The 22,594-nt window shown below is 72.7% G+C and carries 18 protein-coding genes and 1 pseudogene; 9 read left to right on the top strand and 10 right to left on the bottom strand.

Translation table 11 applies throughout. The features are described 5' to 3' along the window. Positions 1-92: 92 nt before the first annotated feature. A complete protein-coding gene (locus ACQ0O7_RS02040) occupies positions 93-2,006 on the top strand; it encodes a S8 family serine peptidase (protein WP_430779994.1) in 1,914 nt (637 codons plus the stop codon). A gap of 53 nt (positions 2,007-2,059) precedes the next feature. Here the strand turns inward: ACQ0O7_RS02040 and ACQ0O7_RS02045 are convergent, their stop codons facing one another. After that, positions 2,060-2,767 carry a hypothetical protein gene (locus tag ACQ0O7_RS02045; protein ID WP_430779995.1) on the bottom strand — a complete coding sequence of 236 codons (708 nt, stop codon included), beginning with the start codon at positions 2,765-2,767 and terminating at the stop codon, positions 2,060-2,062. Positions 2,768-3,056: 289 nt separating this feature from the next. On the opposite strand from ACQ0O7_RS02045, the gene ACQ0O7_RS02050 reads away from it, so the two are divergent. After that, positions 3,057-3,278 (top strand): hypothetical protein, encoded by a 222-nt coding sequence (locus ACQ0O7_RS02050; RefSeq protein ID WP_430779996.1) that lies wholly within the window; start codon positions 3,057-3,059, stop codon positions 3,276-3,278. A gap of 12 nt (positions 3,279-3,290) precedes the next feature. Here the strand turns inward: ACQ0O7_RS02050 and ACQ0O7_RS02055 are convergent, their stop codons facing one another. Genes ACQ0O7_RS02055 through ACQ0O7_RS02075 form a run of 5 tightly spaced genes read right to left on the bottom strand, consistent with a single transcriptional unit; the run spans position 3,291 to position 11,133 of the window. Continuing rightward, on the bottom strand, positions 3,291-4,052 hold the full coding sequence (locus ACQ0O7_RS02055; protein ID WP_430779997.1) for a class I SAM-dependent methyltransferase: 762 nt from the start codon (positions 4,050-4,052) through the stop codon (positions 3,291-3,293). 14 nt (positions 4,053-4,066) lie between these two features. After that, entirely contained in the window at positions 4,067-5,269 is a 1,203-nt protein-coding gene (locus ACQ0O7_RS02060; RefSeq protein ID WP_430779998.1) for a VWA domain-containing protein, read from the bottom strand. Next, positions 5,266-7,509, bottom strand: coding sequence for a DUF5682 family protein (locus ACQ0O7_RS02065; RefSeq protein ID WP_430779999.1), 2,244 nt, complete (start codon positions 7,507-7,509; stop codon positions 5,266-5,268). The genes ACQ0O7_RS02060 and ACQ0O7_RS02065 overlap by 4 nt, the downstream gene beginning before the upstream one ends. Continuing rightward, positions 7,502-8,653, bottom strand: a complete 1,152-nt coding sequence (locus ACQ0O7_RS02070) for an ATP-binding protein (protein ID WP_430780000.1) — start codon at positions 8,651-8,653, stop codon at positions 7,502-7,504. The genes ACQ0O7_RS02065 and ACQ0O7_RS02070 overlap by 8 nt, the downstream gene beginning before the upstream one ends. After that, on the bottom strand, positions 8,650-11,133 hold the full coding sequence (locus ACQ0O7_RS02075; protein WP_430780001.1) for a DUF5691 domain-containing protein: 2,484 nt from the start codon (positions 11,131-11,133) through the stop codon (positions 8,650-8,652). Before ACQ0O7_RS02075 ends, ACQ0O7_RS02070 begins: the two co-directional genes overlap by 4 nt. 60 nt (positions 11,134-11,193) lie before the next feature. On the opposite strand from ACQ0O7_RS02075, the gene ACQ0O7_RS02080 reads away from it, so the two are divergent. Beyond that, the gene (locus ACQ0O7_RS02080; RefSeq protein WP_430780002.1) at positions 11,194-11,838 is read left to right on the top strand and encodes an epimerase; all 645 of its coding nucleotides are present in this window, start codon (positions 11,194-11,196) and stop codon (positions 11,836-11,838) included. Between the two features lie 21 nt (positions 11,839-11,859). Here ACQ0O7_RS02080 and ACQ0O7_RS02085 read toward each other — a convergent pair. Beyond that, a pseudogene (locus ACQ0O7_RS02085) lies at positions 11,860-12,759 on the bottom strand (EamA family transporter); the annotation flags it as partial. On the opposite strand from ACQ0O7_RS02085, the gene ACQ0O7_RS02090 reads away from it, so the two are divergent. From ACQ0O7_RS02090 to ACQ0O7_RS02100, 3 genes are read left to right on the top strand one after another with little or no spacing between them, the layout of a single operon-like run. Continuing rightward, entirely contained in the window at positions 12,737-13,228 is a 492-nt protein-coding gene (locus tag ACQ0O7_RS02090; protein ID WP_430780003.1) for a MarR family winged helix-turn-helix transcriptional regulator, read from the top strand. The pseudogene ACQ0O7_RS02085 and the gene ACQ0O7_RS02090 sit on opposite strands and share 23 nt — an antisense overlap. Positions 13,229-13,276: 48 nt before the next feature. Continuing rightward, positions 13,277-14,620 carry an AAA family ATPase gene (locus ACQ0O7_RS02095; protein WP_430780004.1) on the top strand — a complete coding sequence of 448 codons (1,344 nt, stop codon included), beginning with the start codon at positions 13,277-13,279 and terminating at the stop codon, positions 14,618-14,620. A 26-nt stretch (positions 14,621-14,646) separates the two neighbouring features. Then, positions 14,647-15,228 (top strand): RloB family protein, encoded by a 582-nt coding sequence (locus ACQ0O7_RS02100; RefSeq protein ID WP_430780005.1) that lies wholly within the window; start codon positions 14,647-14,649, stop codon positions 15,226-15,228. A 3-nt stretch (positions 15,229-15,231) separates the two neighbouring features. On the opposite strand, the gene ACQ0O7_RS02105 is transcribed toward ACQ0O7_RS02100, so the two are convergent. Further along, a complete protein-coding gene (locus ACQ0O7_RS02105) occupies positions 15,232-16,236 on the bottom strand; it encodes a glutathione S-transferase family protein (protein WP_430780006.1) in 1,005 nt (334 codons plus the stop codon). A 499-nt stretch (positions 16,237-16,735) separates the two neighbouring features. On the opposite strand from ACQ0O7_RS02105, the gene ACQ0O7_RS02110 reads away from it, so the two are divergent. Together ACQ0O7_RS02110 and ACQ0O7_RS02115 are read left to right on the top strand one after the other, a co-directional pair. Next, positions 16,736-17,374 (top strand): ATP-binding response regulator, encoded by a 639-nt coding sequence (locus ACQ0O7_RS02110; protein WP_430780007.1) that lies wholly within the window; start codon positions 16,736-16,738, stop codon positions 17,372-17,374. An 80-nt stretch (positions 17,375-17,454) separates the two neighbouring features. Beyond that, positions 17,455-17,802, top strand: a complete 348-nt coding sequence (locus ACQ0O7_RS02115; RefSeq protein WP_430780008.1) for a hypothetical protein — start codon at positions 17,455-17,457, stop codon at positions 17,800-17,802. 181 nt (positions 17,803-17,983) lie between these two features. On the opposite strand, the gene ACQ0O7_RS02120 is transcribed toward ACQ0O7_RS02115, so the two are convergent. Together ACQ0O7_RS02120 and ACQ0O7_RS02125 are read right to left on the bottom strand one after the other, a co-directional pair. Then, positions 17,984-18,754 (bottom strand): DUF5995 family protein, encoded by a 771-nt coding sequence (locus ACQ0O7_RS02120; RefSeq protein ID WP_430780009.1) that lies wholly within the window; start codon positions 18,752-18,754, stop codon positions 17,984-17,986. 178 nt (positions 18,755-18,932) lie between these two features. Next, positions 18,933-21,746, bottom strand: coding sequence for a helix-turn-helix transcriptional regulator (locus ACQ0O7_RS02125; protein WP_430780010.1), 2,814 nt, complete (start codon positions 21,744-21,746; stop codon positions 18,933-18,935). A gap of 174 nt (positions 21,747-21,920) precedes the next feature. Here ACQ0O7_RS02125 and ACQ0O7_RS02130 point away from each other — a divergent pair, with 174 nt between their 5' ends. Next, positions 21,921-22,529, top strand: a complete 609-nt coding sequence (locus tag ACQ0O7_RS02130; RefSeq protein WP_430780011.1) for an adenylate/guanylate cyclase domain-containing protein — start codon at positions 21,921-21,923, stop codon at positions 22,527-22,529. The last annotated feature ends 65 nt before the right edge of the window (positions 22,530-22,594 follow it).

The raw sequence follows: 22,594 nt of genomic DNA on the forward strand, positions 1-22,594 counted from the left end.
ACAACCGACGGGCAACGGTCGGACAACCGGATATGCACCCCACCTCCTCGAATCTTTGTCTTGTCGCTGTTCGAGGGGGAGGAACACTGTTGATGAAGTCCCAGGTCCGTAAGTTCGCCGCCGGTGCCGTCGCTGCGGGTGCGCTCGCCGCTGTGGGTGTCTTCGCTCTTCCGGCCGGCACCGCCGACTGGAACCCGGTGTCGTACGGTCTGACCTCGGCTCCGGAGGAGATCGTTCCGGCCGTCGTGACCGAGGCGCAGCCGGCGCGCGTCGTGTCGACGACCCTCGACGAGGACGGCCGCCCGGTCGTCACGGTCAAGGAGGCCACCGACAAGGCCGCCGCGCTGGCGCTGGTCGAGGCCGCGCAGCAGGCGGACCGGGCGATCGGCGTGGAGATGGACGCCCCGGTGCACGCGCTGGGTGTGCCCACCGGCTCCGACCCGTACCGGGCCCAGCAGTACAGCCTCAGCAAGGTCCGGGTCACCGAGGCCTGGCAGCGGTCGACCGGCGCGGGCGTCACCGTCGCCGTCATCGACAGCGGTGTCGACGCCAACCACGCCGACCTGAAGGGCAACGTCCTCAGCGGCTACGACGCCATCACCGACCGGGCCGGCAGCACCTCCGACAAGCACGGTCACGGCACCCACGTGGCCGGCACCATCGCCGCGGTCACCGGCAACGGCGTCGGCGTCACCGCCGTCGCGCCGGACGTCAAGATCCTGCCGGTGAAGGTGCTCGGCGACAACGGCAGCGGCAACATGTCGGACACCGCCGAGGGCATCGTCTGGGCCGCCGACAACGGCGCCCAGGTCATCAACATGTCGCTGGGCAGCACCGCCAAGGTCGCCGCGGTCACCAACGCGATCAAGTACGCCCGGGGCAAGGGTGTCACCGTCATCGCCGCGGCCGGCAACAGCCGCCGTGAGGGCAGCCCGACCTCCTACCCGGCCGCCGACGAGGGTGTCATCGGCGTGGCCGCGACCGACTCGTCGGACCGCATCGGCGAGTACTCCACCGCGGGCGGCTTCGTCGACGTGGCCGCCCCCGGTTCCGGCATCGTCAGCACCTACCCGTCCGCGCTGGGCGCCTCGTACAAGTCGATGAACGGCACCTCGATGGCCGCCCCGCACGTCGCCGCGGTCGCCGCCCTGATGAAGAGCTACAACACCGCCCTGACCCCGGACCAGATCGAGTCGGCGCTGGAGAAGTCGGCCGTCGACCTGGGCGCCAAGGGCTTCGACAACGACTTCGGGCACGGCCGCATCGACGCGGTCGCCGCGCTGGACGCCGTCGCCCCGGCGACCCCGCCCACCACGGCCCCGACCACGCCGCCCACCAAGGCGCCGACCACCCCGCCCACCAGCGCGCCGGTGACCACCCCGCCGACCAAGGCCCCGACCACGCCGCCGACCAGCGCGCCGGTCACCACCCCGCCCGCCACCACCGCCCCGGCGCCCGGCGGCACCAAGGTCACGCCGGAGATCACCGCCGACGTCACCTCCGCCGAGGTCGTCTACGGCACGTCCACCACCACCACGTTCTCCGTCACCGCCGGTGGCCGCGCGTGGGCCGGCCAGCCGGTCGAGGTGTGCGTGACCGAGGCCGGCGCGGACGAGGACTGCACCGCCGCCACCACCGGTGTCAACGGCATCGTGCGCCTGAACCGCACCGCGACCGCCACCTACCAGGTCGTTCTCAAGGCGGTGGCCACCGACGCCTCGGAGGAGTCCGTCTCGGCCGCGGTCAGCTACCAGGTGAAGGCCGCCGTGACCGTGGTCCGGGTCGGCCGTGGACAGCTCGGTGTCACCCTGACCGGCGCCACCGGACAGGCCACCGAGGTGCAGCAGCGGGTCGGCGCCGGCTGGCGGACCATCGGCACCTGGACCGCGCCGGCCTCGCCCTCCCGGGTGACGATCAGCGGTCTCGCCCCCGGCCAGACCTACCGCATGGTGGTTCCGGACAGCCCGGCCGTCGCCGGTGTGGCCAGCGCCCCGATCGTCGCCTGAGCACGTGAGACCGCGGCGGGACTCCCTCTCGGAGTCCCGCCGCGGTTCGTTCGTCATCCCAGGCTGAGCCACTCGCGGTTGATCGCCGCGACGCTCTCCGCGGTGGCCGAACCCGGCCCGATGGTGATCACGCTGCGGTACTCCGACGTGCGCCAGCACACCAGGATGCCGGGCGCCGCCGGGGGCAGCCCGGTGCCGAACCGCATCTCGCTCGTACACCGCACGCCCTGCCCGACCGCCCGGCCCTGATCCCGGGAGAGCAGGGTCAGCCGTTCGCCGGTCAGGTCCCGGCGGGCGCTCACGATCCGTAACGTCCCCGCGCCGAGGGCCTCGGTCCGTTCGTGGATCTCCTCGTGCGCGCCGAGCATCCCCTCGACGGCCGCCGTCGCGGCCGCCTCGGCCGGTTCCGGGATGGCGTCGAAACTCGGGGGAGGCGGCGGGACCGGGCTGATCCGGACCGGCGCGGCGTGCCTGGTCGCTTTCGGGGTACGCGTGATCGACGGCTCCACCGGCGCCGGCGCGGGCACCGACTCGGTGACCGCCGGGCTCGTCATCGGCGCCAGCGCGGCGGGTTCGGGCTGGCGGGGCTGGTTGTCGTTGATCAGCTGGGTGACCAGGAAGCCGGCTCCGGCCAGGACCGCGGCCGCGCCCGCCACCCCGACGATCGCCTGTTTGCGCCGCCGGGCCGAGCGCTGCGGGTCGGCCGCCGCCGAGGACATGTAGAGCCCGCTGTCGGGTTCCGGATTCCCGTCGTAGGTCATGTCACCGTCCTCGGCCGTAGGGGCGTCGCTCAGCCCCATGCTCCCAAAGAGGTGGACATATCGGGCGGGATTCCGATCATCTGCTCCGGCCCGGATTCTCGACTCACGGTGACGACTCCAGAACGACGGGTGCCGATGCCCCGGCCGGGCGTCACCCGGACAAGCGAGCGGGCCGCGCAGGCTGTTGACCCCCGGGCGATGCGCGCGCAATGTGTGGGGCACACGGGTGCGAAGGGCGGGCGTACCCGGCGTCGTTCCCTCGTGCCCGCGTCACGAAAGGAGCGGCCTCGTGCGCGACCAGGCGGAGCACGACCCCGCCCGGCCGTCCTGGGACTGCCGCGTCTGCGGCCGGCCGTGGCCGTGCGATCCGGCCCGGGAGGCGCTGTCCCGGGACCGCAGCCGGGTCGAGCTCGCCGTCCTGATGTGGGACCACCTCGAGGAGGCCGCCCGGGACATGCCGCGGGCGCCCGCCTCGGAACTCTTCGACCGCTTCCTCCGCTGGACCTCCTGAGGCCCCGCGTTCCTACTTGAGGCCGGCCACCGCGGCGTCGGTGCCGCCGCGCCACAGGATGCCCGCCTCGCGGAACCCGGCCGTGCGCAACGCCTCGACGTGCCAGGTGGCCGGCGGGATCCACTCGAAGTCGTGGTGCTTCTCCGGGTAGATCCGGGCCCGCTCGACAGCCTTCGCGGCGAGCTGCTCGTCGGCTCCGGCCAGCTCCCACCAGCGCGGCCAGGAGGTGGCGGCGCCGGTCGCGTACCGGGCCTCGCGCACCCGGTCCCGGTGTGCGCGCAACTTCTCGGAGAGCCCCGGCAGCCCCTCGTCCTCCATGTGGTCGGCGTTCGCGAACACGCCGCCCGGGCGCAGCACCTCACGCACCTCGGCGTAGAGCGCACCGACCCGCTCCGGCGGCAGCCAGTGCAGCGCGGTCGCGGTCAGCACCGCGTCGAACGGCTCGCCGGGCAGCTTCGCCCGCCAGCCCGGGTCGCTCAGGTCGGCGTCGACCACCGTGCCCCGGTCCCGCAGTGAGGACTCGGCCATGGCCAGCAGCACCGGATCCTGGTCCAGGACGGTGACCCGGGCCCGGGGGAACCGGGCCAGCAGGCGCAGCGAGATGCTGCCGGTGCCCCCGGCCAGGTCGAGCAGCCGGGGCTCGTCGCCGTCGGTGACCGCGGCCACCGCGTTCAGCATCGCGGCGAACCGCTCCTCCCGGTCCGGCATGAACGCCTCTTGCTGCCGGTCCCAGCTCTCCTGCCACGCGGCCGGATTCTTCAGGTAAGCACTCATAGCCCTTACGGTAGTTACATGGTGGGGCCCTGCATACCCTCTTCGGCCAGCTTCCCGGCGAAGGCGCGAAGATCACGGCGCTCGATCGCGGCGGCCATCAGATCGGGGAACGCGTCCGGCGTACACGCGAACGCCGGCACCCCCAGAGCGGCCAGCGCCGCCGCGTTCTCATGATCGAACGCGGGCGCGCCCTCGTCGGACAGCGCCAGCAGCACCACCACCTGCACCCCCGCCGCCGTCATCTCGGCCACCCGGCGCAGCATCTCCTCCCGGACCCCACCCTCGTACAGGTCGCTGATCAGCACGAACACGCTTTCCCGGGGACGGGTGACAAGCCGTTGCGCGTACGCCACCGCCCGGTTGATGTCGGTGCCGCCACCGAGCTGCGTGCCGAACAGCGCCTCCACCGGATCGGCCAGCCGGTCGGTCAGATCCACCACCGCGGTGTCGAACACCACCAGCGACGTGCGCAGCGACCGGATCGAGGCCAGCACCGCCGCGAACACCCCGGCGAACACCACCGACGCCGCCATCGAACCCGACTGGTCTACACAGAGCACCACGTCCCGCTGGACCGCGGAGCTGCGCCGCCCGTAACCGACCAGCCGCTCCGGCACCACCGTCCGGTGCTCCGGCAGGTAGTGCCGCAGGTTCGCGCGGATCGTCCGGTCCCAGTCGACGTCCGCCCGCCGGGGCCGGCTGGTCCGGGCCGCCCGGGACAGCGCGCCGGTCACCGCGGCCCGGGTCCGTCGCGCGATGCGGCGCTCCACCTCATCCACGACGGTACGGATCACCTGTCGCGCCGTCTCCCGGGCGGTGTCCGGCAGCACCCGGTTCAGCGACAGCAGTGTCCCGGCCAGGTGCACGTCCGGCTCCACCGCGGCCAGCATCTCCGGCTCCAGCAGCAGCCGGGTCAGGTCCAGCCGCTCGATCGCGTCGGCCTGCATCACCTGCACCACCGTCGCCGGAAAATACTCCCGGATGTCGCCCAGCCACCGGGCCACCCGCGGCGCCGACTCGCCCAGCCCCGCCGACCGGCCCGCACCCCGCCCGGCCCCCGCCTCCACACCGTCGTAGAGCGCCCCCAGCGCGGCATCCATCGCCCCGTCCCGCCCACCGGCCTCCCCGAGCGCCTCCCCGGCGGCCGCCCCGAGCACCAGCCGCCACCGCCGCCGCCGCTCCACATCCCCGTCCACCCCGTCCCCCTCGCCCGTCACCGCGTCCCGCTCTCCGCCGTGCTCGTCAAGGGGCGGCCCAGCAGGGCGCTCAACACCGGCAGCGGCTGGGCCGCCCGGGTGGCGTCGAGCGGGGCCACCACCGGGCCGGGACCGATGCGCCGCCCGGCCACCCGCTCGCCGACGGCCCGGCGCTCACCGGCGTCGAACCCGCCGAACGTCCGCCGCAACAGCGGCAGCACACTGTCGAACACCTCCGCCGGAATGTCCGCCAGCCAGTCGTCCACCAGCGCGAACAGTGCCTCGTCGTGCACCAGCAGCAGCCCGCCCCCGGCCAGGAACCCCTCCACCCAGGCCGCCGCGTGCGCCGGAGGGGTGCCCACGGTCAACGGCAACCGCAGCCGCCGTCGCGCCTCCGGGCCGTCCAGCCGTCCCGCGTCCAGCAGCAGCCGGGTCAGCCGGCCGGCCGCGAGACCGTGCAGCCCCGGGCGTACCGCCACATTCTCGATCGTCGTCATCCATCGCTCGCGCGCCGGGCCCGCACCGAGCAGGCCGACCGCCCGGTGCACACCGTCCATGCCGTCCCGCAGCCGCCGGGCCGCCTCGTCGGAGAGCGAACCGGCCGCCGACGGCAGCGCCGCGCACACCCGGTCCAGCAGACCCATGGTCACCGTGGACAGTCCGTCCAGGTCGGTGCGGCGCACGTCGCCGTACCGCAGCGTCCGCGCCAGCGCCGGAATCGCCGCCATCAGGTGGTGCACATCGGTGTCGAGCGCGGCGCGGGTGTCCAGCGCGGCCAGCACCGGCGGGTACGCCCCGGCCAGCCCGGCGAGCAGGCACACCTCCACCAGCTCGGTCACCTCGGCCAGGCTCGCCGCGTCCGCCGCCCGCCGGGTGATCCGCGCGGTGGCCGCCGACGCCACCGTCGTGCCCCACATGCCGCCCTCGACCAGCCGGACCGCGAACTCCGGCTGCCAGGCCAGCAGCCACTGCTCCCGGAACGTGCCGGTGCCCCGGCCGGCCCGCCGCTCACCCCACGGCACGCCGAGCACCCGCAGCCGGTGCAGCAGCCGGCTGCGCCGCAGATCGGTCTCCTGCCGCAGATCCAGATCCACTGTGCGTTCGGCCGCCTCCGGTTTGAGACGCAGCGACCGCTGCCGGGCGGCCAGATCCCGGGCCAGCGGCACCCCCGGAACCCCGTCCGGCACCGCGCCCAGCCGCTCCCCGACGACCAGCCGCCGGGCGATCAGCGCGGCCCGCAGCGGCTCCCCGTCACACATCACCGCCTCGGCGGCCTCGGTCACCTCGGCCAGCCCGGCCAGCGGCCGGTCCCGCAGCGTGGCCAGCGCCTCCGCCAGCCGCACCGCCTCGATCACATGGGCCGACGAGGTGGGCACACCCTCCGCCCGCAGCACCCGGGCCGCATCCACCAGCCAGCGGGTGACCACGTCGTCCCCGGCGGTGAACAGGTGGTGGTACCAGCCCGGCGACCGGACCCCCGCGCCATAACCGGACCAGGACGCCAGCCGCCCGTACGTCCACGGCACCCAGGTGAACGCCACCCGCCCCCTCCGCCGCCCCCGGAGCAGCGCGGTGTCGTCCTTGACCGGAACCGCCCGCAGCAGCGCCGGCACATGCCAGGCCCCGCACACCACGGCGATCTCGGTGTGCCGGCGCCGTTCCTCCCGCAGCACACTGCGCATGTACGCCTCCCGGAGCAGATCACCGGGATCCTCCGGAGCGGTCTCCCGGATGGCGGCCATGGCCTCCGCGATCGCCGCGAACACCGGCACACCCCGATGCTCGACCACGTCCTCCCACCACCGCTCCGGATCGTCGTAGCCGGCCGCCGCGGCCAGCTCCCCGATCGGATCCACCGGCCGCCCCGGCTCCGGTTCCCCACCCGCGGTCGGCTCCTTCTCCCCGCCCGGTGACGTCGCGGCGGCCGTGCTCGACGGCGGGGGCGGGGCTGTCCGGTACGCGTACGGCAGATCGAAGAAACGGACCCGGACGCCGCGCCGGACCGCCCACCTGATCGCCTGCCACTCCGGGGAGAAGACCGCGAACGGCCAGAACGCCGCCTGACCCGGATCGTCCACCGCGTAACCGAGCAGGGCGACCGGCGGCTCCATCCCCTCCTCGCCGGCCCAGCGGACCAGATCGTCGGCCTCCGGCGGGCCCTCGATCAGCAGCACCTCCGGCGGGTGGGCGTCCAGCTCCCGCAGCAGGGCCCGGGCCGAACCGGGACCATGATGGCGTACGCCGTAGATCCGGTCAGGCATCGCGGGCGGCCCGGTAGAACTCGCGCCAGCCGGGGCGCTCCCGGACCACCGTCTCCAGGTACTCCCGCCAGACGACGGCGTCCGAGACCGGATCCTTGACGACCGCACCGACAATGCCGGCGGCCACGTCCGCGGGACGCAGCGTGCCGTCCCCGAAGTGCGCGGCGAGCGCCATCCCGTTGGTGACCACCGAGATGGCCTCGGCGGTGGAGAGCGTGCCGGTCGGCGATTTCAGCCGGGTACGCCCGTCCTCGGTCATCCCGGACCGCAACTCCCGGAACACCGTCACCACCCGGCGGATCTCCTCCATCGCGGCCGGCGCCTCCGGCAGCTCCAGCGCCCGGCCCAGCTGGGACACCCGCCGCGCCACGATCGCCACCTCGTCGTCGGCGCCGGCCGGCATCGGCAGCACCACCGTGTTGAACCGGCGGCGCAGCGCGCTGGACAGCTCGTTCACCCCACGATCCCGGTCGTTGGCGGTGGCGATCAGGTTGAACCCGCGCCGCGCCTGCACCTCGGTGCCCAGCTCCGGAACCGGCAGCGTCTTCTCGGACAGGATGGTGATCAGCGCGTCCTGCACGTCGGACGGCATCCGGGTCAGCTCCTCCAGCCGGGCGACCGACCCGGACCGCATCGCCCGCATGATCGGGCCGGGCACCAGCGCGGCTTCGGTCGGGCCGTCGGCGAGGAGACGGGCGTAGTTCCACCCGTACCGGATCGCCTCCTCGGCGGTGCCCGCGGTGCCCTGCACGAGCAGTGTGGAATCGCCGGAGATCGCCGCCGCGAGATGCTCCGACATCCAGGTCTTGGCGGTGCCCGGCACCCCGAGGAGCAGCAGCGCCCGGTCGGTGGCCAGGGTGGAGACGGCCACCTCGACCAGGCGGCGGGGCCCGACGTATTTCGGGGTGATCCGGTCGCCGTCACCAAGCAGATAGGTGACCACGGCCCGCGGCGACATCCGCCAGCCCGGCGGCCGGGGCCGGTCGTCGGCCTCCGCGAGCAGGGCCAGCTCCTCGGCGAACTGATGCTCGGCGTGCGGGCGCAACACCGCAGCCGGCCCTGCCGTCCTTTCCGCGGTCGGCTCTGCGGTCGGCTCCGCCGTCCGGTCGGCCGTCCGCTCCGGCCCGGCCGGGAAGTCGTTCATCGCAGCTCCTCGAGCATCTCGTGTCGAAAGGTCAGGGTGCGGGCCAGCTCGGCCACCGGACGGACCCGCGCCGGATCGAGCGTCCGGTCCAGCTGGCCGGCGAGACGGCCGGCGAGGTCGGCGTACCCCGGTGGCATCGCGGTTCCGGCGGCCCGGCACAGCTCGCTCAGCTGCCAGGTGTGCCGGTCGGTCCGGGCCCGCTGCTCCACCGTCTCCAGCACGGCCACCGACAGCCCGTCCGGCCACGGCCCCGGATGCAGCGCCAGCAGACGCTGCGCCGAACCGTCCTCGGACCGCAGTGCCGCGGCCGCCAGCCGGGCCAGCCGGCCGGGCGGCAGCACCAGATGCAGATCCCAGCGCACCGACTCCCGCAGCGTCGCCGACTCGGCGTCCAGCAGGGCGGCCGCCCAGTCCGGATCGTGCTGCGCCACCGCGGCCTTGGCCCACCCGTGCAGCAGCGGCGTCGCCCAGTCATGAGCCCGGGCCAGCCCGATCCAGCCGGCCGGCCCAAGCCCGGCCGGGCCGTCCGGGCCCGGCCGGGGGCCGGACCAGGTGGCCAGGGGAGTGCCGGCCACCACCTCCTCCAGCAGCCAGGCGCCCGTCCCGATCCCGCGGACCGGGGTCGCGCCCACCCCGTCGCGCCGCAGCTCGCTGTCGAGATCGGTGGGTGGCTCGACGACCAGCACACCGCCGGCCAGCCGGACCGCGGCGCGGGCCCGGGCCGCCATCCGCTCGCCCAGGGCCGCCCCGGGCAGGCGCCGGAGCAGGTCGAGCGCGGTCTCCCGGACCTCCCGGCGCCGGTCGTCGAGTGCCCGGTCCAGCAGCGGCTCGTCGGCCAAGGACAGCCCGGTGGCGAACGTGGCCAGACCACGGGCCCGAAAGTCCGCGGAGTCCTCGTCCCAGGTGCCGGCCAGCAGTTCGACGGCACGTGCCGGATCGGTGTCGCGCAGAGCCGCCAGGTGGCCGAGCCGTTCGGCGGTGGTGGCCGACGCCCAGTCCCCGGCCGGGAGTGGCGCGGCCTCGGCGAGCAGCCACCGCCAGTCGTCGCGCTGCCCGGCCAGCCAGGCCCCGCGCCGCCCCGCGACCAGCGCCACCTGGGCCCGGATGCTGGTGGTGCGCCGCCCGGCCTCCAACAGGTCCGGCAGGATCGCCGGGGGGACCACCCCGCCCCGCTCGGCGGCGGCGCGCAGCCATTGACCGAGGAGTTCCTGCTCCTGATGCCCACCGCCGGGCGCCCCACCGCCGAGCAGCAGCGCGAGCCGGGCTCCCGCCGCGGCCGGCAGGACCGGGGTGACCTCGGCCGGCGCCGGAGCCGTCGGCACATGCCCGCTCTCCGGCTCCACCCCGGCGCGCCCGCAGACGAGCGCCACCGCGGCCGCCTCCAGCAGCGCCGAGGGGCTCCCGAGGTCGATGGTCAAGGCGCCGACCCGGAGGGTGGCGGCCGACCAGGGGCGGCGACCGGTGCCGACCAGCGCGGCGGTCAGCAACTCCGGCGGCAGCTCCGGCCGGCCGGCCGGGGGCGAACCGGTGGCCGGCGCGCTGACCGGCACGAACTCGCCGTCGACCCAGGCGGCGAGTGGCCGCAACCCGGCCGGCGACCACTCCGCCGCCACCGTGGCCGGAGCCGCCCCGGCCGCCGCGAGCAGCCACCACGGCCTGTCGAAGCCGGGAGCCAGCGGAAGGGCGCAGCCGGTGCCGTCGACGAGGAGGCCGCCCGACGCGGGGACGACACCGGACAGGAGCATCGGGGTCTCGTACCGCCAAGGGTCGCCGGTGATGAGTGACGCCCACCGGGAGAGCCCCGCCCGGAACGACCCCGCGCCCACCGGGGAGCCGACCGGCGCATCCTCCGGGTGGCGCGCGGCGATCAGGGCCCGCAGCGGCGCCGCGCCCGGATGAAAACAGAGGTCACCGTGGAATCCCCGGCCCGGGACGAGCCCGCCGGGCAGCGGCCGGCCGGGCGCCGCGAACTCCAGGATCAGCGCGAACCGCCCGGTGCCCGCCCCGAGCAGCCAGGTGCGCCGGCTGGTGAGCGGCCCGTCGTCGGCCTCCACCTGGCCGAGGATCTGCCAGTGGTCGGTCACCCGCGGCCCGGACAGCACCTCCGCGGACGCGGTCGGATAGCCGATCCGGCCGCGCACGGTCGCGGCCGTCGCCGGGTCGAGGGTGCCGAGCCGATCGTGGCCGGCGATCAGGAGGCGCAGCAGGGCGAACTCGCCGAGCAGCCGGTCGGCCCAGCGCTCGCCGACCCCGGCGATCCCGGCCAGCCGGCGGACGGCGCCGGCCACCGCGGGCGCCTGCGCGTCGACGAGCCGGGCGGCCATCGTCTCGAACGGCTGGGGCCCGTCCCGCCCGGCCGTGGCCAGCCCCTGCTCGATCTGATCGTCCAGCCAGCGGCGCAGCTCGGCCATGCCACCGGCGACCCGGTCGGCGCGCGACGGGGCTCGGGTGTGGACGGACGGCGACCTCTCAATGGACACGCCACGACCCTAGGCCCGGGGTACGACGTTTTCCGTCCCCGCACGCGGCACACTGGGAGCATGCGGGTGATCGTTTTCGGGGCGACGGGCATGGTGGGTCAGGGTGTTCTGCGGGAGTGTCTGCTCGCGCCGGACGTGACCGAGGTGCTGGTGGTGACCAGGTCGAAGACCGGGGTGCAGCATCCGAGGCTGCGCGAGGTGGTGGTCGAGGACGTCGCCGACCTCAGCCCGATGGCCGGTGAACTGTCCGGCTGGGACGCCTGTTTCTACTGCCTGGGCGTCTCATCGGTGGGGATGGACGAGGCCGCCTACACCCGGGTCTCCTACGATCTGCCGATGGCCGCCGCCCGTGCCCTGGCCCCGGCGAACCCGGACCTTACCTTCGTCTACGTCTCCGGGGAGGGCACCGATCCGGAGAGCCGGCTGATGTGGTCGCGGGTGAAGGCCCGGACCGAGCGGGAGATCATGGAGCTGTTCCCGAACGGGTTCGCCTTCCGCCCCGGGTTCATCCAGCCCACCCACGGGGTCCGGTCGAAGACGCGGTGGTACGACATCGCCTACACGGTCACCGCCCCGCTGGTGCCGGCGCTGCGCCGGATCGCCCCGCGCTACATCACCAGCACCGACGAGATCGGCCGGGCCATGCTGCGGGCGGCCCGGGGCGGGTACGCGAAGCGGATCGTCACGACGGCCGACATGCACTGACTGTCCCCACACGACCGCACCGAACGCGATCACCATGCCGGCCAGCTGCACCGGGGTGAGCGCCTGATCCAGAACGGCCCAGCCGATCAGGGTCGCGGTCAGTGGGGCGATCAGGTTCAGCAGCGACACCCGGGCCGCCGGAAGCAGTTCCAGACCACGGAACCACAGGGTGTACGCGAGAGCCGTGCCGATCAGTGACAGGTAGACGTACCCACCCAGGTTTGTCACCGACAGTGAGCTGGGCAGACCCTCCACCGCCAGGACTACCGGGACCAGCAGCAGACCGCCCATGGTGAGCTGCCACCCGGTCACGGTGAGCATCGAGACGCCCGGCCGGCCCCAGCGTTTGGTGAGCACCAGCCCGAGCGCCATGGAGACCGCCCCGGCCAGGCCGGCGAGGACGCCGACGGGGTCCAGGTGGGCCGCGGAGGTGAGCACGGCGAGGGCCACACCGGCAGCTCCGATCAACCCCGCGATCACGGTACGTGTGGAGACCCGCTCGCGCAGCAGCAGCACCCCGAGCCCGGCCACCAGCACCGGCTGCACCGCTCCGAGGACCGCCGCCATGCCTCCGGGTAGCCGATAGGCGGTCACGAAGAGCAACGCGAAGAAGATCCCGATGTTCAGCGCGCCGAGCACCGCGGACTTCCACCACCAGGCGCCGCGGGGCAGCCGCCGGGTGATGGCGAGCAGGGCCAGCCCGGCCGGGAGCGCCCGCAGCATGCCGCTGAGCAGGGGCCGGCCGGGTGGCAGGAACTCGGTCGTCACCGCGTAGGTGGTCCCCCACAGCGCGGGGGTCAGCGCTGTCACCAGCAGTACCCGCATCGTTCCCACTTCCCTCGCCATCAAGTATCTCGACGTAAAGATAAACTTTGTCGAGAAGCTCGTCATCAAGAAAATGGGGAACGTGACCGACGACATCGACCGGATCCTCGCCCAATGGGCCACCGAACGCCCCGACCTGGACACCGAGGCGATGGGCGTTTTCGGACGCGTCTTCCGCCTATCCCGGGTGGCCGGCGACGCGGTCGAGAAGGCGTACGCCCGCTATGGCATCGGCCGCCCCGAATTCGACGTGCTCGCCACCCTGCGCCGCTCCGGCGAGCCGTACCAGCTGTCACCCGGCGCGCTGGCCGCGTCGATGATGCTCAGCACCGGCGGCACCACCGCCCGCCTCGACCGCCTGGAGAAGTCCGGCCTGGTCACCCGTTCACCCGACCCGGACGACCGGCGGGCCGTCCTGGTCCGCCTCACCCCGTCCGGCCACCACCTGGCCGACGAGGCGGTCACCGCCGGCCTGGCCGAACAGCAGCGCCTGCTGTCCCACCTGCCCCCGGCCGACCGAACCCACCTGACCACCCTGCTCCGCGCCCTCCTCAACGGCCTCTGACGAAGGTTTCCACTGGCTCCTGTGCGGGTTTCCTGCAAAAATCGCCCTGTGATTGATGACGAGGGGGCATCGGTGCTCCTCGGATTCCGGGCGGAGAACGTGCGTTCCTTCCGGGATCCGGTGGAGATCAGCCTGCTGGCCACCGCTCTGGCCCAGCCGGCAGCGGTCCGCCGGGTGCGGTGGCGTGCGGGCGGGCGGCCGATCAGCGTGCTGCCGGCGGCCGGTGTCTTCGGAGCGAACGCGACCGGCAAGAGCAACCTGCTTCGTGCGATGCGGGACATGCGGCTGCACGTCCTCCAGTCGTTCCGGTTCGGGAATCCCACCGGTGGGATCGTCCGGCGGCCCTATCTCCTGGACCCGTCGTCCCGGCTCGCGCCGTCCCGGTTCGAGGTCGACATCGTGCTCGGCGGAGTGCGGTACGAGTACGGCTTCGTGCTGGACGACACCCGGATCCTGGAGGAGTGGGCGTACCGGTATCCCCACGGCCGCCCGGCCCAGTTGTTCCATCGCCGCGGTGACGCCGTCGATCTCGGATCGGTCGAGCGGGCGAAAAGCCGGGTGGTGGTCGAGTTGCTGCGCCCGAACGCGCTCTTCCTCTCCACCGCGGCGTCGGCGAACCATGCCACGCTCCTGCCGCTCTACGCGTGGTTCGAGCAGAACCTGGTCCTGGCCGAGGCGGACAGCCGGCCGGTTCGGCAGGCGCTGACCGCGCAGCTCATGGAGGATCCCGGAACGCGGGACCGGGTACTGGCGTTCCTCACGGCCGCTGACCTCGGTGTGACCGGCGTCCAGCAGATCGAACCTGATCCGGTCACCCGAGAGCGGATGCAGCGCGCCGTGCGGATCATTCTCGGACAGGAGGAGGAGCCCGATCCGTCGGCTGAGGGCCTGCCGTCCGCCTCTTTCGGGGTGATGATGACCCACCGGGGCGCCGACTCCGACGTCGCCATGAACATCGACGACGAGTCCCTCGGGACCCTGGTGTGGTTCGGGCTGGCCGGCCCGGTGCTCACCGCCATCGCGGACGGCACCGTCCTGCTCGCCGACGAACTGGACGCCAGCCTGCACCCTGCCCTGGTGGCCGAGTTGGTCCGGCTTTTCCAGGACCCGGCCACCAATCCACACCACGCCCAACTGATCTTCAATTCGCACGATGCGGCGCTTCTCGGGGAACCGGGTGTGGCCTCTCCACTCGGCCGGGATCAGGTGTGGTTCGTGGAGAAGTCGAACGACGGCGGTTCCCGGCTCTACGGCCTGTCCGATCTGGCGCCCCGCAAGGAGGAGGCGATCGGCCGCCGCTATCTGGCGGGTCGTTACGGCGCGGTTCCGATCCTGTCCCGGCAGCAGCTCGCCGCCGCGGTCAGCCCGGCGCCGGAAGGGCCGGCCCGATGAAACGCTCCGGAGTTCCGGTCCGGCCGGTGACCACCAACGCCCGGCGGCACGAGATCCTGGCCTTTGTGGAGGGCCGCGAGACCGAAGAACGCCACCTGACCTACTGGGCCCGTCGGCATCGTGACCGGGTCCTTGTCACGATCGACCCGTTTCGTGGTGGCCCGCTGCAATTGGTGGAGAACGCTGTTTCGGCGAAGAGACGTGATGAACGGGACGCCAAGCGAGGGCGGGGAAAACCCTACGACGAGATCTGGTGCGTCTTCGACGTCGATGAGCACCCGAATCTCGGGAAAGCGATAAGCCTCGCGGAGAAGAACCGGATCAATCTGGCGGTTTCGAATCCCTGCGTCGAGCTGTGGTTCCTGCTGCACTTCACGAACCGGACCGCCTATCTCGATCGGTATAGCGCTCAGCGGCTCTCCCGTGTCCATCTCGGCGCGGGCAAGGTGCTCGACGACACCGCCCTCGATGCTTTGGCCCTCAGGCATGCGGAAGCCACCCGGCGCGCTCGGGACCTGGATGACAAACACCGAGGTGACGGATCGCCGTCCGGGGCCAACCCCAGTTCGGGCATGTGGCGTCTGGTGGATCGGATCTGTGCCGGCTGACCGTCATGCCGCCCGGTGGCTTTCCGGGACGGTTTCCGCGGGTGGGGGCGGGGGAGGGGGCGTGCCGTCGCCGAACGGGCGGCCGCCCAGGTCCTCGCGGCCGTGGGGGGTCAGCCAGGCGCTCAGGTCCGGGCCGGACGGGACGACGCCGCTAGGGTTGATGTCGCGGTGCACCTCGTAGTAGTGCCGTTTGATGTGATCGAAGTCGATGGTGTCGCCGAAGCCGGGGGTCTGGAACAGGTCGCGCGCGTACGCCCACAGCACCGGCATCTCGGTCAGCTTCTGCCTGTTGCATTTGAAATGGCCGTGATAGACGGCATCGAAGCGGGCCAGTGTGGTGAACAGCCGGACATCGGCCTCGGTGATCTGGTCGCCGACCAGGTAGCGCTGCCCGGACAGGCGTTCGGAAAGCTGGTCGAGACGGTCGAACAACCGGGTGTACGCCTTCTCGTAGGCTTCCTGGGTGCCGGCGAACCCGGCCCGGTACACGCCGTTGTTCACATCCGCGAAGACCGCCTCGTTCACCTCGTCGATCGGCCCGCGCAGCCGTTCCGGATAGAGTTCCGGCGCGCCGTCCCGGTGGAATGCCGTCCACTCCAGGGACAGATCGATGGTGATCTGCGCGAAATCGTTGGTGACGACCTTTCCGGTGGGCACGTCGACGATCGCCGGAACGGTGATGCCCTTGTCGTAGTCCGGGAACCGGGCCAGGAACGCCTCCTGCAACCGCTCGATGCCGAGAACCGGATCGCGCCCGCCCGGATCCAGGTCGAACGTCCAGCTCCGCTCGTCGTGGGTGGGGCCGGCGACACCCATCGACAGCGCGTTCTCCAGGCCGAGCAGCCGGCGCACGATGATCGCCCGATTGGCCCACGGGCAGGCCCGGCTCACCACCAGCCGATAACGCCCGGCTTCGACCGGGAAACCGTCACCGCCGTTCGCGGTGATCCGGGTGGCGATGTACCGCTGGTCACGGGTGAACTCACCCGACGGATTCAGGTAGGCCATGCTTTCACCATTCCCGGGCCACCCCGAAAATCACACCCTTTTCCGGTACGCGTAATCAGAGCGCTGTGGCGGCCCCGCGAGGTGGGCGCCGCACCGGACCGTCCGGCGACCGCCGGGCGAATGCGCCGGTCACCGGAAGCGGTCCCGGGAACAGGACGGTCCGGAACGGCTGGACGTGAAGGGGCGAGGCATCCCCCCGTGTGCGACGCCTCGCCCGGCTCACGATCGTGAGGACGGAGGGCCGGGCGTGTTCGCACGGCGCCGGGCACTGGTGTCACGTCTCACGAGAACGCCCGGCCGCTGGGCGTTGTCGCCTTTATAGCATGTTGCGAAAGCGCTTCCAGTACTTTTTTGGGAGCGTGCCCACTTATGGCCGGTTACTGCTCAGCCGGGAAGATCCGGGCCGTTCGTCCGGTCCGGTGCGACGCGCACACGTCACCCGGTCGTGTCTTACGTTTCCCGAACATTCCCCGTGTCACCCGGACGGCATGATGGGGCGGTGACGGATGCGCCGGCCCGGGGCCTGGTCCTCGTGGTGGAGGACGAGCGGCCGATCGCCGACCTGGTGCGGCTGTACCTGGCCCGGGAGGGTTTCGGGGTCCAGGTGGAGCGGGACGGCCCGTCCGGTCTGGCCGCCGCCCGCCGGTTGCGGCCGGTGGCGTGTGTCCTGGACATCGCGCTGCCCGGCCTGGACGGCACCGAGATCTGCCGCCGGTTGCGGGCCGCCGGCGACTGGGTTCCGGTGATCCTCCTGACCGCCCGGGACGACGAGGTGGACCGGATTCCGGTGCCGGTCGACACCGATCCGGGCCGGATCCGCCAGGTGCTCGACAACCTGTGCGAGAACGCGCTGCGGGTGCTCCCGGCCGGCGCCCCGCTGGTCCTGGCGGTCCGTTCCGAGAACACGGCCGGGGTCCTCGAGATCCGCGACGGCGGTCCCGGTTTCACCGATGACGACCTGCTGGTGGTGTTCCAGCGCGGCGAGTTGAACCGCCGCTACCGGGGTGTCCGCGACGTCGGCAGCGGACTGGGCCTGGCTCTGGCCGCCCGCCTGGTCACCCGCCTGGACGGCCGCATCACCGCCGCCCACGCCCCCGAGGGCGGCGCCATGTTCACCATCCGCCTCCCCCGCCACTGACCCCTGTGGACGGGCCGGCTTTACCGAACTCGAACACGACCCTGACCGGGCCCGATCGTCCGGCGGCCAGCATCGCTGTCATGACCCGTACACCCCAGTGGTTGATGTTCTCTCTGGCCGCGACCCTCGCACTCACCGGTTGTGGCGGGCCGGCCGCGGCCACCGGCACCGCCGGCGCCGAGAGTGTCGCTCTTCAGGCGGTCGGCTACCGCGCCGACGAAACCGAAGCCGGGACCGAGGCCGCCGAACCGGGCGTCCGGCCGAGGCTGGTGCGCAAACTGTTGCGGCGCGACGCCCTGCACGGCGAGGTGGTGGTGCAGGACCGGGACGACCAGATGCACACCGTGGTCGTGCAGCGGGGCGAGGTGACCGCGGCGTCCGCTGACGGTTTCACCGTACGTTCCGCTGACGGTTTCGCGTTGTCCTGAACCTACGGCGACAAGGCGCGTGTGGTCGAGCAGCGTGAGGAGACCGGCCGGGACGTGATCCGCCTCGGCGCGAAGGTCGGTGTCGGCGGGATCCGCGACGGCGAGACCACGAAGGCCCGCCTGATCCTCGTCGGCTGATCACCCCTGCCCGGAGCCGGACGCGGCGCCGGGCAGGGGTCCGTCACTGAAGAAAACCGCCGAACGGCGACAGCAGCAGTTTGCCGAGGCCGGTGGCGGTGTTGTCGAGGCGGCGGCGCTCCTTGTCCAGAGTGATCATGTCGTGCCGGACGGCCCAGATCTTCTGTGCGTTACGCCAGGCGACGTTGCGGGTGTACTCCACCATCTCGCCCTGCCACCAGTCGTCCAGGTCGCCGTTCATCGTGTCGATGAGAAGCTGCCAGCGGTCCAGATAGCCGCGGCGCAGCCCCGGGATCTCCTCGGCGAAGATGTCGTTGACCTGGAGGTAGTCGTGGTGCTGGTCGCTGCCGTCGATCGGGTCACTGCCCAGGTGGTCGAAGGTGGTGACGAGGGCGAACGGCAGGTCGAAGTTGATGTGCGCGTTGACGCCGGCGACCGCCGAGGGCAGTGGCCGGGCGTCGGGGCCGGGAATCCGGCAGAACAGTCCGGCCCAGACGCCGGGGCACGCGGGGCTGCCCTCGGTCCAGTAGCGCAGAGCGTCGAAGTAGCGGGCCGCGAATTCGACGTCGAGCCGGGAGAGGAATGCCGGGTCCTTGAACTTGCCGGCGTAGAGACGCTCCAGCACGTTCTCGGTGATCGTCAGGTAGAGCTTGTTGAAGTCGGCCAGTGGGTTGCTATCGAGCAACGGTGGCACGCGGCAGAGGACTGCCTGGAGTTCAGCGAGCTGTTCGACCACTCCGGGTACGTCGTCGGGGTGCCGTTGCAGGATATCGGACATCTCCTGCTGAACGGGGCCCCAGATGGGCTGGGTCATCGGATCCTCCGTGGGTGAAGCAAAGGCAGCGGAGGGCCCCCAGCACCGGCCCGGCTCCTCGAGGGAACCGGGCCGGTGCTCCCCCGTGGGGGACACATTTCCACGGGGGATCCGCTGTGGGATCGGTAGAACTACGTATTCCGCATACGTATGTCACGGGGAGATAACGAACTCCTGGTCAGGCTGCTGTCAGGAAGACGCGACTGGCCTGCACGCGGGTTCGGACCTGCAATTTGTCGAAGATGTGCCCCAGATGGACGCCGACCGTCCGCTCGCTGATGAACAGCAGCTCACCGATCTCCCGGTTGGTCAGGCCGTCGGCCACCGCGGCGAGCACCTCCCGCTCGCGCCCGGTCAGCGCGGACAGCTCGTCGGCGGCCCGCTCCACGGCGGTCCCGGCGACGGTGGTCTGCGCGTCGTCGCCGAGAGTGACCCGGAACCGCTGGGCGATCCCGATGATCTCGTTGGCGAACGGCCGGGCGCCCATCGCGAGCGCCGTGGCGTACGCCTGGCGGAGCCCGTTGACCGCGGCCGTCCGGCGGACCCGGCGCTGCAGCGACGCCTCGGCGTGCCGCAGCCGGGCATAGGCGGCCGGGTAGGGCTGCTGCCGCCGGTCCCAGATCGCGGCTGCCCGCGCCCACGGCTCGGGATCGTGCCGGTCCTCGATCCGGCTCAGCTCGGCGGTGCACAGGTCGAGGTAGCCGTCGACCACCGCGCGCACCGCGGGCGGGGCGTCCACCACACCCTTGACCAGGCGATCCATCACCGTCCGCAGACGCCGGATGGCGCCCTGGTCGGTGGGCTGGGCGGCCACGTGGGCCTGCGCCTCGGCGCGCAGCCCGTGCCAGGCCAGGACGCCGAGGAGGACCAGGTCGTCGGAGCGGGTCTCGGTGACACCACGCTGGACGGCGGCCCGCGCGGCGGCGTGCTCGCCCTGCCACATGGCCAGCCCGGCCCGCAGGGTGAGCATCGGCAGCACGTGCCGGGCCCCGCCGCCGGCCAGCAGGGTGGCGACCGCGTCCAGGTCCCGGCGGGCGTGGTCGACCTCGCCGAACCCGACCCAGAGCTGGGAGCGGGCCAGCAGCAGCTCGACCGCGTCGGCGCCGGAGGGCCGGTGCCGCATCGCGGTCTCCAGCACCGCGTACGCCTCGGACCACTGCCCGATCCGGAACAGCCCCTTGGCGGCGATCGCCAGCAGCCGGGTCTGGTAGGTCCGGCCGACCCCGCGCTCGGCCAGCCGGCCGGCGCCCCGGCGGGCCACCAGGACCCCCTCCTCGATGCTGTTCAGCGGGCCGGTGAGCAGCTCGGCCAGGTGCAGGTAGGCGACGCCCAGGTCGTCCGGGTGACCGGAGCGCTCGGCGATCTCCACGGCGTGCCGGATCACGGCGAGGCCGGCGTCCGGATCCTCGCGGAAGGCGGCGCTGAACCCGAGCGCGGCACTGGCCCGGACCAGGTCGGTGGTGGCCCCGTTGACCGCGGCCAGCTCCAGGGCCTCCCGGGCGTGCTGGTTGGCGTCCGCGTACCGGCCCAGGTGCAACAGCAACTCGGCCAGGTACGCGGCGGCCGAGGCGCGCCGGCGCGGGGTGCAGTCGGGCGCCTCCAGGGCGCGCTGGTACTCGATCTCGGCGGTCGCCGAACGCCCGGCGGCGGCCAGGTACCGGGCACGGCGCAGGTGCACGTCGGACTGGCCCGGGGCGTCCGGCCGCCCGGCCAGCTCCTCCAGCCGGGCCAGGGCCAGCAGGTGCTCGCCACAGTGGTGTGCCGACTCGGCGGCGTTGCCCAGCAGCTCGGAGCGCCGCGGGTCGGTCTCGGCGGACAGCTGCAACGCGATGGTCCAGTAGCGGTGGGCCTCGGCGAACCCGTACATCCGCTCGGCCGCCCGGGCCGCCGCGACCACCGGGTCCAGGGCCCGGCCCGGCTCTCCGGCCCGCTGCCAGTGGTGGGCCAGGCGGGCGTTGTCCGGCTCGCCCTCGAACGACTCCAGGGCCTCGGCGTACCGCCGGTGCAGGGACGCCGCCTCGGCCGGCAGCACCTCCTGCTCCAGGACCTCGGCGACCAGCCGGTGGCGCAGTTTGTACCCGTCGCCGTCGCTGGCCACGAAACGGTGCGTGACCGCGGCCCGAACCGCTTCGATGAGCTGGTCCTCGGCCAGCGGGACCACCCGGGCCAGCACCGAGTGGTGGATCGGCTCGACCCCGGCGGCGATGGCGTGCACCACGGTGTGGGCGTTCGGCGGCAGCTCGTCCACCCGGGACAGGAAGATCTCGCGCAGCGTGTCGGACAGCTCGATCCGGCCGTCGCGCAGGTCCCGGGACAGCTCCTCGACCACGAACGGGTTGCCACCACTGCGTTTGAAGACCCGGTCGGCGTCCTCGACGGCCGGTGTCCGGCCGACGATCGCGGCCACCAGCTCGTGGGTCTGGTCCTGGTTGAGCGGCGCCAGGTCGACCACCCGCACCGACCGCAGCCGGCGCAGCTCGGCCAGCACCCGGCGCAGCGGGTGGGTGCCGTGCAGGGCCTCGGCCCGGATCGCGGCGAGCACCGACACCCGCACGTCGCCGAGCCCGGCCAGCAGATAGAGCAGCAGCTGCCGGGTGCTGCGGTCGGCCCACTGCAGATCGTCGAGCACGAGCAGCAGCTGCTGATCGCCGGCGATCGCGCGCAGGTCCCGGGACACCCGTTCGAGCAGGGCGCCGGCGTCGTCGGCGGTGGTGGACGGACGGCTGTCGTCGTGCCGGCGCAGCGCCTGCAGCACCGGGTGCAGCGGCGACGCGTCTCCGATGTCGAGGCAGGTGCCGAAGAGCACGGCGAAGCCACCGCCGCGCAGCGCGTCGGCGGTCTCCCGCAGCAGCCGGCTCTTGCCGACACCGCTCTCGCCGGTCACGAACACGGCGGAGGTGCCGCCGGTCCCGACGTTGCGCAGGTAGGACTGCATGTCGGCCAGCGTGCCGGTACGCCCGACAAGCGGTCCTTCGTCCCCCATGCTGGCCATGTCCGGCAGCCTAATCCGTATCCGCCTATCACTATGTCGTCGGTTCGGACTGTTCTGCGTCACAAGAACGACGGAATTCGATGCTGTCAGAGATACGTCGTTCTGCGGATCCGCGTGCCGGGGAGGGCTGGCACCGTACTCCCGGTCAACGCATTGATCTGGGGGAGCGAAGACATGAGCACCGTCATCAGCGCCGTTCAGGAGCGGCGACAGACCGTAACCGTGCTGTTCATCGACATCGTCGGCTTCACCGCTCTGGTGGACCGGCTGGACTGCGCGGAGGTCCGCGCGCTGCAGAGGGACTACTTCTCGGCGGTGTCCGAGGTGGTCCGGGCGTGCGGGGGGATCGTCGAGAAGTACGTGGGCGACGCGGTGATGGCGGTGTTCGGTGCCGCGGAGGACGGCTTCCGGCCGGAAGCGGCGGCCTCCGCGGTGCGGGCGGGCCTGTCGGTGCAGGAGACGTTGAGGGGGCGACTCCTCGCCGGCAGGTTCCCCGTCCGGACACGTGTCGGTCTGGCCACCGGTGAGGTGATCGTCGACCCGATGGCGGCCTTCGACGGCGGATACGGGATGATCAGTGGCAGCGTGGTGAGCACGGCGTCCCGTCTCCAGGCGTACGCGCCGCACGGCACCGTGGTGGTCTGCTCGGCGACCCGGGAGGTGACCGACGAGCTCATCGCCTATCAGGAACTGCCTCCGGTGTCGGTTCCGGGCAAGGCCTGTCCGCTGGACCTCTGGCGAGCGCTCCAGCCGCAGACCGCGCCGTTGGCTGGTGTGGTGTAACGCACTTTTTCGCGTTGATCATCCCCTTTTCGGCCACGGACTGGTCTAGACCTGCCTCGCCTGGG

The organism is Actinoplanes sp. G11-F43, assembly GCF_050589265.1.
Lineage (GTDB): Bacteria > Actinomycetota > Actinomycetes > Mycobacteriales > Micromonosporaceae > Actinoplanes.